General features: G+C 68.4%; 11 protein-coding genes and 1 pseudogene. 5 read left to right on the top strand and 7 right to left on the bottom strand.

Features of this window, described 5'->3' with window-relative positions; translation table 11 throughout:
- Nucleotides 1-4 precede the first annotated feature (4 nt).
- Nucleotides 5-1,009 carry a carbohydrate ABC transporter permease gene (locus ABT171_RS18140; protein ID WP_503075612.1) on the bottom strand — a complete coding sequence of 335 codons (1,005 nt, stop codon included), beginning with the start codon at nt 1,007-1,009 and terminating at the stop codon, nt 5-7.
- Between the two features lie 139 nt (nt 1,010-1,148).
- Entirely contained in the window at nt 1,149-2,438 is a 1,290-nt protein-coding gene (locus tag ABT171_RS18135; protein WP_351244817.1) for an extracellular solute-binding protein, read from the bottom strand.
- Between the two features lie 485 nt (nt 2,439-2,923).
- Between ABT171_RS18135 and ABT171_RS18130 the strand changes: the two genes are divergently transcribed.
- On the top strand, nt 2,924-4,300 hold the full coding sequence (locus tag ABT171_RS18130) for an alpha-amylase (RefSeq protein ID WP_351244815.1): 1,377 nt from the start codon (nt 2,924-2,926) through the stop codon (nt 4,298-4,300).
- Here ABT171_RS18130 and ABT171_RS18125 read toward each other — a convergent pair.
- Nucleotides 4,276-4,837: pseudogene (locus ABT171_RS18125) on the bottom strand (PhzF family phenazine biosynthesis protein); the annotation flags it as partial. The gene ABT171_RS18130 and the pseudogene ABT171_RS18125 overlap by 25 nt on opposite strands.
- A gap of 168 nt (nt 4,838-5,005) precedes the next feature.
- Here ABT171_RS18125 and ABT171_RS18120 point away from each other — a divergent pair.
- The 3 genes from ABT171_RS18120 to ABT171_RS18110 all read left to right on the top strand — a co-directional run bounded on the left by ABT171_RS18120 (nt 5,006) and on the right by ABT171_RS18110 (nt 8,268).
- The gene (locus ABT171_RS18120; RefSeq protein ID WP_351244813.1) at nt 5,006-5,383 is read left to right on the top strand and encodes a DUF4357 domain-containing protein; all 378 of its coding nucleotides are present in this window, start codon (nt 5,006-5,008) and stop codon (nt 5,381-5,383) included.
- Between the two features lie 64 nt (nt 5,384-5,447).
- Nucleotides 5,448-7,079, top strand: a complete 1,632-nt coding sequence (locus tag ABT171_RS18115) for a DUF262 domain-containing protein (RefSeq protein ID WP_351244811.1) — start codon at nt 5,448-5,450, stop codon at nt 7,077-7,079.
- Complete coding sequence (locus ABT171_RS18110; protein ID WP_351244809.1) at nt 7,069-8,268, top strand: type II toxin-antitoxin system HipA family toxin; 1,200 nt, start codon at nt 7,069-7,071, stop codon at nt 8,266-8,268. The genes ABT171_RS18115 and ABT171_RS18110 overlap by 11 nt, the downstream gene beginning before the upstream one ends.
- A gap of 120 nt (nt 8,269-8,388) precedes the next feature.
- On the opposite strand, the gene ABT171_RS18105 is transcribed toward ABT171_RS18110, so the two are convergent.
- The gene (locus tag ABT171_RS18105) at nt 8,389-8,613 is read right to left on the bottom strand and encodes a CBM20 domain-containing protein (RefSeq protein ID WP_351244807.1); all 225 of its coding nucleotides are present in this window, start codon (nt 8,611-8,613) and stop codon (nt 8,389-8,391) included.
- Between the two features lie 210 nt (nt 8,614-8,823).
- Between ABT171_RS18105 and pulA the strand changes: the two genes are divergently transcribed.
- Nucleotides 8,824-14,190, top strand: a complete 5,367-nt coding sequence (gene pulA / locus ABT171_RS18100) for a pullulanase-type alpha-1,6-glucosidase (protein ID WP_351244805.1) — start codon at nt 8,824-8,826, stop codon at nt 14,188-14,190.
- An 8-nt stretch (nt 14,191-14,198) separates the two neighbouring features.
- Here the strand turns inward: pulA and ABT171_RS18095 are convergent, their stop codons facing one another.
- Genes ABT171_RS18095 through ABT171_RS18085 form a run of 3 tightly spaced genes read right to left on the bottom strand, consistent with a single transcriptional unit; the run spans nt 14,199 to nt 16,823 of the window.
- On the bottom strand, nt 14,199-14,885 hold the full coding sequence (locus ABT171_RS18095) for a TetR/AcrR family transcriptional regulator (RefSeq protein WP_351244803.1): 687 nt from the start codon (nt 14,883-14,885) through the stop codon (nt 14,199-14,201).
- Between the two features lie 37 nt (nt 14,886-14,922).
- Nucleotides 14,923-15,945, bottom strand: coding sequence for a PDR/VanB family oxidoreductase (locus ABT171_RS18090; RefSeq protein ID WP_351244801.1), 1,023 nt, complete (start codon nt 15,943-15,945; stop codon nt 14,923-14,925).
- Nucleotides 15,945-16,823, bottom strand: a complete 879-nt coding sequence (locus ABT171_RS18085) for a metal-dependent hydrolase (protein ID WP_351244799.1) — start codon at nt 16,821-16,823, stop codon at nt 15,945-15,947. Before ABT171_RS18085 ends, ABT171_RS18090 begins: the two co-directional genes overlap by 1 nt.
- Nucleotides 16,824-16,869 lie beyond the last annotated feature (46 nt).

Genomic DNA, 16,869 nt, shown 5'->3' with positions numbered 1-16,869 from the left:
CTCCTTACGCCTGCTCGGACTTCAGGGTGCTGCGGCGGTAGAAGGTCGAGAAGGCCAGCAGGAGGGCGAGGATGACGATCCCGTAGGTCGCCGCTCCGGAGTAGTCCGAGATGCCGGTGAAGGCCTTGCGGAAGGCGAAGGTGACGAGGATGTCGGTGTCGCCGGTGGTGTTGTTGCCCAGCAGCAGGTAGATGACGTTGAACATGTTGAACGTCCAGATACAGCCCAGCAGGACCACCGTGTTGGACACCGGGCGCAGACCGGGCAGCGTGACGTTGACGAACCGCTGCCAGGGCGAGGCACCGTCCATCTCGGCGGCCTCGTAGAGCTCCTTGGGGATCGACTGCAGACCGCCGAGCACGGCGACCATGTTGAAGGGGATGCCGATCCAGACGTTCACCATGATCACGGCGACCTTCTGGGCGAGCGGGGTGCCCAGCCAGTTCTGGGCGGGCAGGCCGACCGCGGTGATGATCTCGTTGAACACGCCGAACTGGGAGTTCAGCATCAGCCGCCAGGCGAAGACGCCGATGAACGACGGGACGGCCCAGGGCAGGATCAGCATCGCCCGGTAGAAGCCGCGCAGCCGCATCTTGCGGTTGAGCAGCACGGCGAGGCCCATGCCGATGCCGACCTGCAGCGCGACGCAGGAGACCGTCCACACCACGGTCCACACCAGGCGCGGGTAGAAGTCGCCGTCCGCGCCCGACAGGACGTGCCAGTAGTTGTCGAGGCCGACGAAGTCGTAGGTGGCGGGCCGGTGGAAGGCGCCGATGGTGGTGGCGACGTTCGACTCGTTGGCGTTGGTCAGCGACTGGTAGAAGCCGTACCCCAGCGGATACAGCACCAGCACGGCCATCACCACGGCGACGGGGGTCACCATCGCCCAGGCGTACCAGTGCTTCTCCCAGGACCGCCTCAGGCGCGAAACGCGTGCGGGGCGCGGGGACCTGTCGTCCCGCGCTGTCTTGTCGGTCTGTGCCGTGCTCGCTGCGGTGCTCATCCTCATCGACTCTTATCGGCTCGTTCGCGGCGGAGGTGGGGTGGTTCCGCAGCCCCGGGGAGCCCCGGTCGGGGCGGCAGCGGGGAAAGAACGTTCCCCGGGGCTGCGTGTCCTACGGTTACGGTGCGGCTACCGACCGTTCAGGTCAGCCGATGGAGTAGCCGGGCAGGAGCTGCTGGAACTGCTTGGCGGTGGCGTCCAGGCCGGACTTGACCGACGCGTCGCCCTGCAGGATCTTCACGTAGTTCTGCTGCAGCGGGGTGAACAGCGAGCCGACCTGGGGGAGCGCGACGCGCGGACGGGCGGTCTGCTCCAGGATCGGCCTGAAGCCGGCGATCTTGGCGTCGGCGGTGACCGCGGAGGTGTAGGCCGACTTGCGGGTCGGCAGGGTGCCGGTCTTCTCCGCGATGGTGATCTGGCTCTCGGTGGACGTCATGAACTGCGTGAACAGGTAGCTGGCGTCCAGGTTGCCGGAGCCCTGGTACACGGCGAGGTCGTGACCGCCGGTCGGGGCCTGCGCCTTGCCGGCGGCGCCGGCCGGGACGGGCGCGTAGCCGAGGTTGGCCTCCTTGCCCTTGAACGCCGAGCCGGTCAGGTCGTCGCTGACGGACCACGGACCCTGGATCAGCATGGCCACCTTGCCGTCCTTGAAGGCGGTCTGCATGTTCTGGTAGGCGTTCGCGAAGTCGACCTTCATCGACGCCTCGTCGTAGATCTTCTTGGCGGTGTCCAGCGCGGCGGCGGCCTTGCTGTCGCTGATGGTGATCTTCTTCGCCGAGGTGTCGGCCAGGTCCGCGCCGTTGCCGTACAGCAGCGGGAGCAGGAAGTACGAGTCCGGGTTGACGTAGGTGCCGTACGCGCCGGTCTTCTTCTTGATCGTCTTGGCGTCGGCGATGAACTCGTCCCAGGTGGCCGGCGGCTTGGCGATGCCGGCCTTCTTGAACAGGTCCTTGTTGTACAGCAGGGCGAGGGTGTCGGTGACCGACGGCACGCCGTAGGTCTTGCCGTTGATCCTGGCCGTGTTCATCGCGCCCGTGCTGAAGTCCGAGGTGTTCTGCAGGGCGGGGGTGCCGTCGAGCGGGGCGATGTAGCCCAGCGAGGCGTACTCGGCCATCAGGCCCACGTCGGTGCGCACGACGTCCGGGGCGCCCTTGCCGCTCTTGGCGGCCGACTTGAACTTCTGCTCGACGTCGGTGAACGGGATGCTCTGGTAGTTCACCTTGATCTTCGGGTACTTGGCCTCGAACTGCTTGATCAGGGCCTTGTACGTCGGGGCTTCGGTCGCCGCGTCGGAGGTGTCCCAGTAGGTGATCGTGCCCGAGACGTCCTTGGGGTCCTTCGGCTTGCCGTCGGCCTTGTTGTCCGAGCCGCCGCAGGCGGTGGCGGCCAGGGCGACCACGGTGACCGCGGCGGCGATCGATATGCCTCGTCGCATATGAACTCCTAGAAGAGGATTGCCCGGATCATCCCTTGGGAGGACCGCGGGTGCCGTCTGTCCCAATCGACGGCCGCCGGGCGCGGGAGGAACGTAGCAAGGCTGCAAGTCCTTGCGAAAGATGTTGCAAGGAAATTTCCGCGAGATCCCGCAAGCGTGATGTCCCCGTTACCCGCGCATGTCCTCCGGGCTGCGGTGATGTGGGTGCGCTGCCGCCTGCGCCGACCGCGCCACGGGGAAGCGGTCGGCCTCGTGGCGGTCGAGGTCCTCTTGCAAGGGGGCGCCGATATCCGGCCGATGCGGTGCCCGCCCCGAGCGGGCCCGGTCCGCGATCCGCCGCGAACCGGCCCTCTCGAAACGCCTGTTGGAATTCTTTCTGCATCTTGCTGAAACGTTGGCGTAACGGTTACGTTCACGCCACCCCTTGGTCGTTGACCCCTCAATCTCTCCCCCCCCCACACGCACAACGAAGTGCAGGAGCACACATGGCCAGAAGGACCCTGGCCGCCACGCTCGCCCTCGCGGCCGGCGTCGCGGTTGGCATGAACCCGACCATCGCCGAGGCCTCCCCGCCCGGCACCAAGGACGTCACCGCCGTCCTCTTCGAGTGGAACTACGCCTCGGTGGCCCGCGAGTGCACCAGCACCCTCGGCCCGGCCGGCTACGGCTATGTCCAGGTCTCCCCGCCCGCCGAGCACATACAGGGCCCGCAGTGGTGGACCTCGTACCAGCCGGTGTCGTACAGGATCGCGGGGCGCCTCGGCGACCGCACCGCCTTCAAGAACATGATCGACACCTGTCACGCGGCCGGGCTGAAGGTCGTCGTCGACACCGTCGTCAACCACATGTCGGCGGGCAGCGGCACCGGCACCGGGGGCTCGGCGTACACCAAGTACGACTACCCGGGCCTGTACTCGCACCCCGACTTCGACGACTGCACCTCCCAGGTCACCAACTACCAGGACCGCTGGAACGTCCAGCACTGCGAACTGGTGGGCCTGGCCGACCTGGACACCGGCGAGGAGTACGTCCGCAAGACCATCGCCGGCTACATGAACGACCTGCTCTCGCTGGGGGCCGACGGCTTCCGCATCGACGCGGCGAAGCACATCCCCGCCGAGGACCTGGCGAACATCAAGACCCGCCTGACCAACCCCTCCGTCTACTGGAAGCAGGAGGTCATCTACGGCGCGAACGAGGCGGTCCAGCCCTCCGAGTACACCGGCAACGGGGACGTCCAGGAGTTCCGCTACGCCTACGACCTCAAGCGCGTCTTCAACAACGAGAAGCTGGCCTACCTGACCAACTTCGGCGAGGGCTGGGGCTACCTCGGCAGCCCGGTGGCCGGCGTCTTCGTCGACAACCACGACACCGAGCGCAACGGCTCCACCCTCACCTACAAGGACGGCGCCAACTACACCCTGGCCAACGTCTTCATGCTCGCCTGGCCCTACGGCGCCCCCGACATCAACTCCGGCTACGAATGGTCCGACGCGGACGCGGGCCCGCCGAACAACGGCCAGGTCAACGCCTGCTGGCAGGACGGCTGGAAGTGCCAGCACGCCTGGCCGGAGATCAAGTCCATGGTGGCCTTCCGCAACGCGACCCGCGGCCAGTCGGTCACCAACTGGTGGGACGACGGCAACAACTGGATCGCCTTCGGCCGCGGCACCAAGGGCTATGTGGCGATCAACCACGAGTCCTCGTCCCAGACCCGCACGTACCAGACCTCGCTGCCGGCCGGCACGTACTGCGACGTCCAGAGCAGCAGGCCGGTGACGGTGAACTCCAGCGGACAGTTCACCGCCACGCTGGGCAGCAACACCGCGTTGGCGATCTACGTCGGCAAGCCGACCTGCTGATCCACCCATCGGTGCGCTCGGCCGATCCGAACTCCGGTGCCGCTGACGGGACGCACCGGTCGCCCGTGCGCAGTGTCACCGTGAGTCAGCCCGGGCGGCCCAGGTCCTCACCCCGGGGTGAGGACCGCGCGGTCGGGGACCAGACCGAGTTCACGGGCGTACGCGCCGAACGCGGCGGCCGCGGCGCCCGTCGCCGGGTCCCCGGCGCCGCCGCCGACGAGGAGAGAGCCCCGGGCATGGAAGACGGTGGCCGACTCCCGCCACAGCAACCGGACCGTGGTTCAGGTCCAAGCAGGGCGTCAGGGCTTCGAGGCCGTGCGACGTCATGCGAGATCCCCGAGGCGCGCGGGCCGCCGCGAGAATGAGGTCAGCGTCGGTGAACTCCTCGATGTGCGGCTCGACGCCGGTGAGCGTGGCCCCGAGCGTCCTGCTCTCCCCAGTCACCTCCACAGGCGCGGTGCCGACGCGCGTTGCGAACGCCAGTTCCCCTGGGTCGATCCGCTCGGCGAGCGCGACGGAGGCGTGACCGGCATACGGACGTCGTACCAGCCGACTCCGCCGTTCCACTGTGATGGTCCCCTTCCAGTCGGCGGCGGCCGAGACCTCCACCGCCTTTCGGCTTCCGGGTGGACGTTCCCCGCACCTGCCGCGTACCTTTCACTGTGACAGTGATGCGAGCGAGAGTGGAATATTCGAGGGGAGCTGATGACGCGCACCATCAGGGTCGACGACGAGGTCTTCGCCAAGCTCCAGAGCCTGGCTGAACCGTTCGTCGACACGCCGAACAGCACACTGCGCAAGCTCCTCGGCCTGGACAGGGCCGCCTCGGGCGGCGGGAGCAACGCGCTGGGCCCCCTGCTCGCGGACGGCAGGCTGAACGTTGGCCAGCGTCTGGTATGGCGTCGGCGCAACCTCAACCAGGTGCACTATGTGACCGTCATGGCCGATGGTGGCCTGTGCCTGGAGGACGGCAGCGTCTACACCACCCCGTCGGCGGCTGCCACGGCTCTGGCCGGCAACCAGCAGAACGGCTGGAAGGCGTTCGCCACCGAGGACGGCACGCCTCTGGGAGACCTGCGGTGACCCGCGTCGCCCGAGGTCTGTCGGCTTACGATGTGGACGCCCCAGGAGGTGGATCTTGGCCGGAGTGACCCAACCGAAGGTGAGTCGCGTCGCTCCGCCCGAACTCGTCGCATGGGCGCGGAGCGGACGGATCCGAGTGCCACAGTTCCAGCGGTCGTACCGCTGGGACGCCGAGGATGCCGAGCGATTGTTCGACAGCATTTTCCGTGGGTATCCAATCGGTAACCTGCTGATGTGGCGCAAGCCCGCGCCTGCCGCCGAAATCTCCTTGGGGGAGCTCCGGCTCAAGGCGCCCGAACGCTCCGACGCGCTGTGGGTCGTCGACGGACAGCAGCGGCTCACCTCTCTGATCGGTGCGCTCACCGCGTCCGAGGAGACGGTGGACCGCCGCTTCCGAATCTTCTTCGATCTACGGGACAAGAAGTTCCTGTCCGCACCGCATTCGAAGCAACCGGCCGACCACTGGCTCCCTGTCTGGGTGGCGGGTGACAACCGCCGGCTTCTGGCGTGGCAGCGTGAGCGGAACTGGCTGACCGACGAGGACTTCGACAGGTGCGACGCTGTCGCGACGGCCATCCGCACGTACGAGATCCCCATGTACGAGATCGAGGGCGACGACGAGCAGGCGCTACGGGAGATCTTCGACCGGATGAACACATTCGGCAAGACGTTGAAGCGCGCTGAGATCTTTCAGGCCCTGCACTCCGCTCCACTGGATGTGCAGCCGTCCGACCTGGAGGCGCTGCGGGAGCGTCTGCGTGCTCTGGAGTTCGGCGACTTCACCTCCCAGATACTGATGCAGAGCGTTATGGCTCTGCGCGGCGGGAAGGTCGACCGCGACTTCCGGCAGGAGTTCAAGGACGACGAAGATCTGCACTCCGCGTTCTCCGCCACGGAGAAGGCCCTGCGCCTGGTGGTCGAGTTCCTCAAAGCCGATGCTCGCATTCCCCACATGCGTCTCCTGCCGTACGCACTGTTCGTGCCCGTCCTTGCCCGGTTCACTCACCTCTTCGGGCGTCCCCAGGGCCGAGCCACCGAGTTGCTCCGCCGCTGGATCTGGCGCGGCTCGGCGATCGGCGCGGCTCCGCAGGGGAACACTGTCGCGCTACGGCGCAACGCCAGCGCGATCGAGGACGACCCCGTGGCCAGTGCGGGCAGACTGCTGGAGTTGTTGCCGCCGGGTGGTGAGCAGTGGCAGCCTGACCTCGCCCAGACGGCCCTCAACCGGGCACAGGCGAAGATCAACGTCCTTGGCCTGCTCTCGGCGCATCCCGTTCTGCTGGTCGATGTCCGGGACGTCGAAGACAACCTCCACGCCGCAGGAACGAGGATCGAGCGAACTCGGTTGCTGACCGAACTTCTTGACACAGGTACGTCGCCGCTGTTCCCGGTTGTGGAAAGTCCTGACAGGACCATCGGCAACAGACTCGTGCACCCTGGCTTCTCCATGTCGGCAGCAGCGCAACTCCTTTCGAGCGCCACCCCGGAGACGCGCCGTTCCCACTGCGTCGATGACGGATGCATGGAACTCGTTGCCCAGGGACGCCTGGACGACTTTCTGCGCCGCCGATCGGAGTTGGTTCGGAAGGTGATCGCCGACCATGTCCAGAGCATGGCCCTGTGGGGCTTCTCCGACGGGCCGGAACCCGAGAGCCTCTTCTCCGACGACCTCTGGGGAGCCCCCAATGCAACCTGACGCGACCGCTTCGGTCTTCCTGGGGGACCGCCGGGTAGGCGTCCTCGGCTATCACAAGGGAAACACCTGGTTCGACTACACCGATCTCAGCCCTGATCACCCGGTATTGGGCCAGGGTTTCGAGCAGGACCCACGCAAGCGGCGTTCCGGAAGCGGGAGCGTTCCGGAATGGTTCGCCAACCTGCTTCCGGAGGTCGGTAGCGGCCTGCGGCAGTTGGTGGCCACGGAACTGGGTAAGCGTCGACTCCATGACTTCGCCCTGCTGTGCCACCTTGGCGAGGATCTTCCCGGTGCAGTGCGCGTGGTCCCCGACGCCTCGCTCGACGGACTGCCCGATCACGATGCGGAGGACGAGTGCGCGCACGACCACGGGCTGCGCTTCTCGCTGGCTGGTGTGCAGCCGAAGTTCTCCATGCGCCATGACGGCAAGGCCTTGGTGCTCCCGGCTACCGGGAGCGGCGGGGACTGGATCGTGAAGCTGCCCGACGAGCGTTTTCCCGACGTGCCGGCCAACGAGTTCGCCATGCTGGAGTGGGCGCGCAGAGCCGGAATCGATGTGCCCGAGGCCGAGCTGGTCCGGGGCAGCGATCTGCGCAACCTGCCCGAGGGTGCGATCGCGCCCGGCGCCCTCGCCCTTGCGGTGCGCCGGTTTGACCGCACCGAGGCCGGGCGGGTCCATCAGGAGGACTTCGCGCAGGTCCGAGAGGTGTCCGCCGAGGCCAAGTACAACAAGGCCACCTACGAGGGCATCGGCAGGGTGATCAGGGCCGTGTGTCCTGCCGAGGACGCCGTCGAGTACCTGCGGCGTCTGGTCGCCATCGTCCTCATGGGAAACGCAGACGCGCATTTGAAGAACTGGACACTCCGCTATCCAGAAGGCAAGCAGGCACGGCTGTCTCCCGCCTACGATCTGGTCTGTGTCACCGCCTATCCCAAGAGTCAGGCCGACCCGAATCTCGCATTTCCATTGGGCGGAACCGTCAAATCCGAACTGATCACCTCGGAGCATTTCCGCAAGATCGCTCCCGCGCTCCAAATGTCCGAGAGCCAGGTGATCAGCACACTCCAGGAAACCGTGGACGCCTTGGCCTCCTCCTGGGCCGACGTGAGGCGTGAGTGCCCCATCCCGGTCTTTGTCACTGGCACCGTCGACAAGAGGCTGAAGGACCTGCCGCTCGTGCGTGGCTGACCCGGTCCGCCTCGTGCCGGACCGGGTCGTGTTCACGGCATCAGCCGGCTACTTCCAGGTGTCGACCGTCGTGTAGCCGGACGAACTGCCCGCCGTGTACGAGCGGTTCCTCCCGGACCTTCAGGTCACGTTGTCGGAGCCGTCCTTCTTGACGTCCTTGTACTCGAAGGACGTGCTCCTGGGGATGATCTCGTTGAAGGTGGCGTCGGTGGCGTCGGCGTCCGCCACGTTCCAGCAGTCGTCGAGGCCAGGGGCGAAGTGCTCGTGGTATCCGGAGGACAACAGCCACACCGCCTTCGAGGCGTCCCAGCCGCCCGGCGCCGCGATGGAGCCGACGACGTACACGGTGGTGCCGGAGGTTGTGGAGGCGTACTCGTCGTGGCGTTTACCGCGTCACCGGAACCCCCACCCGCGTTGCCGCGCGTCAAGGTTGGCGCTGAAATCTCTTGCTATGTGTTTCAAGACTCTTGCTGTAAACCTTTCGTCGGCGATACGGTCGCGCGGGGTCGGACCCAAGGCATCCAAATGAGCCGCATGCGCTAGGAGTTACCGCCTGTGATACCGAGAGCGAGACGGGCCGCGGCCATCGCCGCCGTGGCCCTCGCCGCCGCACTGATCCAGCCACTGGCCGCCCACGCCGCCACCCCGCCCGCGCCCCCCTCGGACGCGGCACTCGCCGCCCAGCCCGCGCGGCACGGCGACACCCACGAGCAGTTCTACTTCGTCATGCCGGACCGTTTCGCCAACGGGGACAGGTCCAACGACCGGGGCGGACTCACCGGCTCACGCCTCACCACCGGGTACGACCCCACCGACAAGGGCTTCTACCAGGGCGGCGATCTCAAGGGCCTGACCAGGAGGCTGGACTACATCAAGGGGCTCGGCACCACCGCCCTATGGATGGCCCCCCTCTTCAAGAACCGTCCGGTGCAGGGCACGGGCAGCAACGCCTCCGCCGGCTACCACGGTTACTGGATCACCGACTTCACCCAGGTCGACCCGCACTTCGGCACCAACGAGGACCTCAAGACCCTCATCTCCGCGGCGCACGCCAAGCACATGAAGGTCTTCTTCGACGTCATCGCCAACCACACCGCCGACGTCGTGGACTACGAGGAGAAGTCCTCCGACTACCTCTCCAAAGGCGCCTTCCCCTACCTGACCAGGGACGGCCGGCCCTTCGACGACGCCGACTACGCGGACGGCGGCAAGAGGTTCCCGGCCGTCTCCCGTGCCTCCTTCCCGTACACCCCGCGGGTCACGAGCCAGGCCAAGGTCCCCGCCTGGCTCAACGACCCGACGATGTACCACAACCGGGGCGACTCCACGTACGCCGGCGAGTCCACGACCTACGGTGACTTCTCGGGCCTGGACGACCTGTGGACCGAGCGTCCCGAGGTCGTGCACGGCATGGAGAGGATCTACGAGCGGTGGGTGAAGGACTTCGCCGTCGACGGCTTCCGGATCGACACCGTCAAACACGTCGACCTGCCGTTCTGGACCCAGTGGGCGACCGCGCTCGACCGTTGCGCGGCGGCCCACGGGCGGAAGGACTTCTTCATGTTCGGCGAGGTCTACTCCGCCGACACGAACATCACGTCCCCCTACGTCACCCAGGGCCGCCTCGACGCCACCCTCGACTTCCCCTTCCAGGACGCCGCCCGCGCCTACGCCTCCCAGGGCGGCAGCGCGCACAAGCTCGCGGGCGTCTTCGCGGACGACTACAAGTACACGACCGGCCGGGCCAACGCCTACGAGCAGGTCACCTTCCTCGGCAACCACGACATGGGCCGCATCGGGTACTTCCTGAAGCAGGACAACCCGAAGGCCACCGACGCCGAGATCCTCAAGAAGGACGAGCTGGCCAACGAGCTGATGTTCCTCAGCCGCGGCAACCCGGTCGTCTACTACGGCGACGAGCAGGGCTTCACCGGCTCCGGCGGCGACAAGGACGCCCGCCAGACCATGTTCGCCTCCAAGGTCCCCGACTACCTCGCGGACGACGAGATCGGCACCGACCGCACCCACGCCCGCGACTCCTACGACACCTCGGCGCCCCTGTACCGGCAGATCGCCGCGCTCGCCGGACTCCGCGCGGCCAACCCGGCCCTGACCGACGGCGTCCAGACCGAGCGGTACGCTGCCGACGGCGCCGGGATCTACGCCTTCACCCGCACGGACGCGAAGACCGGCCAGGAGTACGTCGTCGCCCTCAACAACGCCGACTCGGCGCAGACGGCGACTTTCGCGACCGGTTCCGCCGGCATGGCCTACCGGGGCGTCTACGGCGCCTCCGGCTCGGTGAAGTCCGACGGCGACCGCAAGGTCACCGTCACCGTGCCGGCCGAGTCCGCCGTCGTCTACAAGGCGGCCGGCACCCTCGCCGAGCCCGCCGCGCCACCCTCCATCACCCTGAACGCCCCGGCCGCCGGAGCCACCGGCACGGTGGACGTCGGCGCCGGTGTCGACGGCGGCCGGCTGAACCGGGTCGTCTTCGCCGCCCAGGTCGGCGACGCCAAGTGGCAGGTCCTCGGCTCCGCCGACCACGCCCCGTACAAGGTCACCCAGACCCTCGGCAAGGGCATCCCCGCCGGCACCACGCTGCGCTACAAGGCCGTCGTGGTCGACTCGGCCGGGCACACCGCGAGCGCCACGGCGAGCAGCACCTCCGGCACCCCGCCCGCGCCCGGGACCCCCACCGCCTCCTCCCGGGACTACGCGGTCGTCCACTACAAGCGCACCGACGGCGACTACGCCAACTGGGGCCTGTACGCCTGGGGTGACATCGCCGACGGCGAGGCCACCAACTGGCCCGCCAGCCACCCCTTCACCGGCCGTGACGCGTACGGCGCCTTCGCCTGGGTCAAGCTCAAGCCCGGCGCCTCCCACGTCGGATTCCTGGTCATCGACAAGAACGGGAACAAGGACGTCTCCGCCGACCGGAGCATCGACGTCACCAAGACGGGTGAGGTCTGGGTCGAGCAGGGGAAGACGGACGTACTGACCCAGAAGCCCGACTATCCCGCGCAGGACAAGACCAAGGCGGTCATCCACTACCACCGGGCCGACGGCGACTACGACGGCTGGGGCCTGCACGTCTGGACGGGTGCCGCGCACCCCACCGACTGGTCGAACCCGCTGAAGCCGGTGAAGACTGATGCCTATGGCGCGGTCTTCGAGGTGCCGCTCACCGCGGGTGCCACCAGCCTCAGCTACATCATCCACAAGGGCGACGACAAGGATCTCCCGGCCGACCAGTCCCTGGACCTCAAGACCGACGGTTACGAGGTGTGGCAGTTGAACGGCCAGGAGAAGTACCTGCTCCCGCAGCCGGCGGGCAGCGCCGCCGCCCTCGACCTGAGCACCTCCAAGGCGATCTGGATCGACCGGGACACGGTCGCCTGGAACGGCGTGGACGGCGCCGCCTCCACCCAGCTGCTGTACTCCGCGGACGGCTCGATCGCTGTCAAGGACGGGGCGCTGACCAGCGACGACGAGCGCTGGATCCGGCTGGAGAAGACCACGCTGACCGACGCGCAGAAGGCGAGGTTCCCGCACCTGAAGGACTACACCGCCTGGTCCGTCGACCCGCGTGACCGGGACCGGGTGGGCGAGGCCCTCAAGGGCCAGCTGGTGGCCTCGCAGCGGGCTGCCAATGGTGCCGTCCTGGCCGCGACCGGCGTGCAGGTCGCGGGCGCGCTGGACGACCTCTACCCCGGCGCCACCAAGGCCGCGCTCGGACCGGTCTTCCACGACGGCAAGCCGACGCTCTCCGTGTGGGCGCCGACCGCGCAGAGCGTGTCACTGGAGCTGGACGGCTCCACCCACGCCATGCACCGCGACGACACGACCGGCGTCTGGTCCGTCACCGGCCCGGCGTCCTGGAAGGGCAAGCCGTACCGGTACGTCGTGAAGGTCTGGGCGCCCAGCGTCCGCAAGATGGTGACGAACAAGGTGACCGACCCCTACTCGGTCGCCCTCACCGCCGACTCCGGGCGCAGCCTCGTCGTCGACCTGGACGACAAGGCCCTCGCCCCGAGCGGCTGGTCCGCCCTGCGCAAGCCCAGGGCCGTACCGCTGAAGGACGCGCAGATCCAGGAGCTGCACATCCGGGACTTCTCCGTCGAGGACCACACCTCGAAGCACCCGGGCACCTACCTGGCCTTCACCGACAGGGACAGCGACGGCTCCAGGCACCTGCGCGCGCTGGCGAGGTCCGGGACGTCGTACGTCCACCTGCTGCCCGCCTTCGACTTCGCCACCGTCCCCGAGAGGAAGGCCGACCAGCGGAGCCCCGGCTGCGACCTCGCCTCCTATCCCGCCGACTCCGGCCGGCAGCAGGAGTGCGTGGCGAAGACGGCCGCGAAGGACGCCTACAACTGGGGCTACGACCCGTACCACTACACGGTCCCGGAGGGCTCGTACGCCACCGACCCGGACGGCACCGCCCGTACGGTCGAGTTCCGCAGGATGGTCCAGGGGCTGAACGGGGACGGCCTGCGGGTCGTCATGGACGTCGTCTACAACCACACGGCGGCCAGCGGCCAGGCGGACACCAGCGTGCTCGACCGGATCGTGCCCGGCTACTACCAGCGGCTCCTCGCCGACGGCTCGGTGGCCAACAGCACCTGCTGCTCCAACACCGCACCCGAGAACGCGATGATGGGCAAGCTGGTGGTGGACTCGATCGTCACCTGGGCCAAGGAGTACAAGGTCGACGGGTTCCGCTTCGACCTCATGGGCCACCACCCGAAGGCCAACATCCTGGCGGTCAGGAAGGCCCTGGACGCGCTGACCCTGAAGAAGGACGGCGTCGACGGCAAGAAGATCATCCTGTACGGCGAGGGCTGGAACTTCGGGGAGGTCGCCAACGACGCCCGGTTCGTGCAGGCCACGCAGCGGAACATGGCCGGCACCGGCATCGCCACCTTCTCCGACCGCGCCCGTGACGCCGTGCGCGGCGGCAGCCCCTTCGACTCCGACCCCGGCGTCCAGGGCTTCGCGTCCGGGCTGTACACCGACCCCAACTCCTCCTCGGCCAACGGCTCGCAGGAGGAGCAGAAGGCGCGCCTCCTGCACTACCAGGACCTCATCAAGGTCGGCCTGACCGGCAACCTCGCCAAGTACCACTTCACGGACACGGACGGCAGGCAGGTCACGGGAGCGGAGATCGACTACGGCGGCTCGCCCGCCGGATACGCCGACGCGCCCGGCGACGCCCTCGCCTATGTGGACGCGCACGACAACGAGTCGCTGTTCGACGCGCTGGCCTACAAGCTCCCGAAGGACACCTCCGCGTCCGACCGGGCCCGGATGCAGGTCCTGGCGATGGCCACGGCCGGCCTCTCCCAGGGGCCGTCCCTGTCCCAGGCGGGCACCGACCTGCTGCGCTCGAAGTCGCTGGACCGCAACTCCTTCGACAGCGGGGACTGGTTCAACGCCATCCACTGGAACTGCGCCGACGGCAACGGCTTCGGGCGCGGACTGCCCATGGCGGCCGACAACCAGTCCAAGTGGGACTACGCCCGGCCGCTGCTGAGCACGGTCAAGGTGGGCTGCGACCAGATCACCGGGGCCTCCGCCGCCTACCAGGACCTGCTGAGAATCCGTACGACGGAGAAGGCGTTCTCGCTCGGCACGGCCGCTCAGGTGCAGGACGAGCTGTCCTTCCCGCTGTCCGGCAGGGACGAGACGCCGGGTGTCATCACCATGGAGCTCGGCGATCTGGTCGTCGTCTTCAACGCCACCCCGCGGCAGCAGGAGCAGACGGTCGGCAGCCTCGCCGGCACCCCCTACCGGCTGCACCCGGTGCAGGCCGCCGGCGCCGACCCGGTGGTGAAGACCTCCGCCTACGCGGCCGGCACGGGCACGTTCACCGTCCCCGCACGGACGGTGGCGGTGTTCACCCGGGCGGCGCGCTAGCGCTCGCGTCAACCGAGGGTGCCGAGCCGGCCGACGAGCTCCGCGAAGGGGCCGTCGGCCGGCTCGTCCTTGACCATCTTCTTCAGCAGGGTCGCCATGTCCTCGTCGTGGGCCGCGCTCACGGCGGTCAGCGCGGCGAAGTCGTGCACGAGCTGGATCTCCAGCTCGGCGCGCGGGACACGCCGGCCCTCCAGCCAGATCAGGGCCGTCGACTCGGCGAGTGAGATCCAGGAGCGGATGACCAGTTCCAGTCGTGCCGGTGCCTCGGTGACGCCCAGGTGCGCAAGCATGTGTGCGTAGGCGGCATGCCGCACGGAGTCGATGAGCGCGTTCGTCGCCGAGGAGCCGACCGCCGGACCGCCGCGCATCAGCGCCGAGAAACCGGGCCCGTGCTCGTCCACGAAGTCGAAGAAGCGGCGCATCACGCGCAGCAGCCGGGCGCCGAGCGGCCCTTCCTGCGGCTCGGCGAAGCGGCCCGCGAGATCCTCCGCGGCACGCTTCAAGGCGGCCTCGTACAGGCTGAGTTTGCCGGGGAAGTAGTGGTACACCAGCGGGCGGGAGATGCCCGCGGCCGACGCTATCTCGTCGATGGAGACCTCGTCGGGCGAGCGTCGGCTGAACAGGTCGAGGGCGACACCGATCAGCTGCTGCCGCCGCTCCTCGACGCCCATCCTGCGGCGAACCCCGATAGTCATGCGGACACCATACCGATCGGACCACGACCGGAGATGATCACATGTCTAGCACCAAACGATCGCCCCTGGACCGGGACACACAGATCAGCATCGAGTCGGCCCGTTCGTCGTCCGTCAGCAGCTCGTCCCGGTGATCGATCTCGCCCTCGAGCACCCGCTGCTGGCAGGTCCCGCAGAACCCCTGCTCGCAGGAGTAGGCGGTGTCCGGCAGCTCCCTGCGCACGGCCTGCAGCACGGTGGAGCCGGCGGGGACGGTCAACGTCCTTCCGGTGCGCCTGAGTTCGACCTCGAACTCCGCGTTGCCGCCGGACACCGCGGGGGGCGCGAACCGTTCGAGGCGGACGTCCGGGAAGCGTGCCGCGACGGCCGCCATGAGCCCCTCGGGCCCGCAGCAGTAGAGGGCGGCCCCCTCGCGCACCTCCAGGGCGTCGAGGTCCGGCCTCCCCTCCACGATGGTCACCCGGTCTCGGCCCAGCTTCTCGACCTCCTCCAGGAACGGCATCGACGCCCTGGCGTGCCCCGCGTACAGCAGCCGCCACTCGGCGTTCTCCGGCAGGGCCCGCAGCATGGGCAGGATCGGGGTGATGCCGATACCGCCGGCGACGAAGACGTACGACTCCGCCTCGATCAGCGGAAAACGGTTCCGAGGTCCCCGCACCTCCAGTTCCATGCCCTCCGTCACCTGCTCGTGGACCTCGCGCGAGCCGCCCCGGCCGTGCTCGACCAGCCGGGTCGCGATGGTGTACGAGGAGGTGTCCTCGGGGTCGCCGCACAGCGAGTACTGCCGGATGCGTCCCGACGGCAGGACGAGGTCGAGATGCGCCCCGGGTTGCCAGCGCGGCAGGTCCCGCCCCTCCAGGCGGAGTCGGACGACACCGTCGGCCACCGTCTCGTGCGAGGCGACCAGCAGCCGCAGGGCCCGCGACCGCGGCCGGCCCGAGGTGGGCACCTCCAGCGCGGGCATCGGCCACAGCGGTGAGACCTGGATACGGCGGCGCAGGGCCCGCCGGGCCAGCAGGGCGGCGCCCGCGACGAGCGCGAGGTTGCGCGGCCTCGGCATCAGGCGGCCCTCTTCTCCGCCGCCATGGCCGCCGGCGAGGAGGCCAGGTAGGCGACGGCCTGTTCGGTGTCGCCCTCCTGCGAGGGGTGGTATCCGCGGCTGAGATAGCGGGGGACGGACCGGAGCATGTCCCCGGTCGAGGGCAGCAGGCCCCGCCTGCCGCGGACGTGGAACTCCTTGAAGGAGGCCTTGCCGTCGACGAGGGTCGGGTCGTTCTCCATGAAGAACCGCGCCCCGCGCTGCCACAGGAACACCAGCGCCGAGAAGGCGGTGGCCCAGGTCCTTACGCGCCGCCGGTAGCTGCCGTCGACGTGCAGGAACAGCTCGAAGGCGACCGAGCGGTGCTCCACCTCCTCCGCGCCGTGCCAGCGCAGCAGGTCCAGCATGGTCGGATCGGCACCGCGCCGGTCCAGTTCGCCGGCGTTGAGCACCCAGTTGCCGAGGAACGCCGTGTAGTGCTCGATGGCCGCGATGAGCGCGACCCGCTCCATCAGCCACCAGCGGCGGGCCCTGCCCGGCGGCAGCGTCCGGTCGCCGAGCAGCTTCTCGAAGAACCAGTCGACCTGCGCGGTGTACGGCGTCGGATCGAGCCCCTGCTCCCGCAGGTGGGGCAGCACCTCGTCATGGGCCTGGGAGTGCATCGCCTCCTGGCCGATGAACCCGATGACGTCCTCGCGGAGCCGGTCGTCCCGGATGTACGGCAGCACCTGCTTGTACACGTGCACGAACCACCGCTCACCGGCGGGCAGCAGCAGGTGGAGCACGTTGATGGTGTGCGTGGTGAGCGGATCCCCCGGCACCCAGTGCAACGGCGTGCCGTCCCAGGAGAAGGACACCTTGCGTGCCTTGAGCGGCACCCGGGCCTGCGTATTGGACATGGCGTCAATGTACTGACCGGTAGGGGTGCTGAGAACCCCTCTGGCA

The organism is Streptomyces sp. NPDC001851 (assembly GCF_040297165.1).
Classification (GTDB): Bacteria; Actinomycetota; Actinomycetes; order Streptomycetales; family Streptomycetaceae; genus Streptomyces.
Note: the sequence above shows the minus strand (reverse complement) of the source record. Positions and strands in the feature narration are given on the sequence as shown.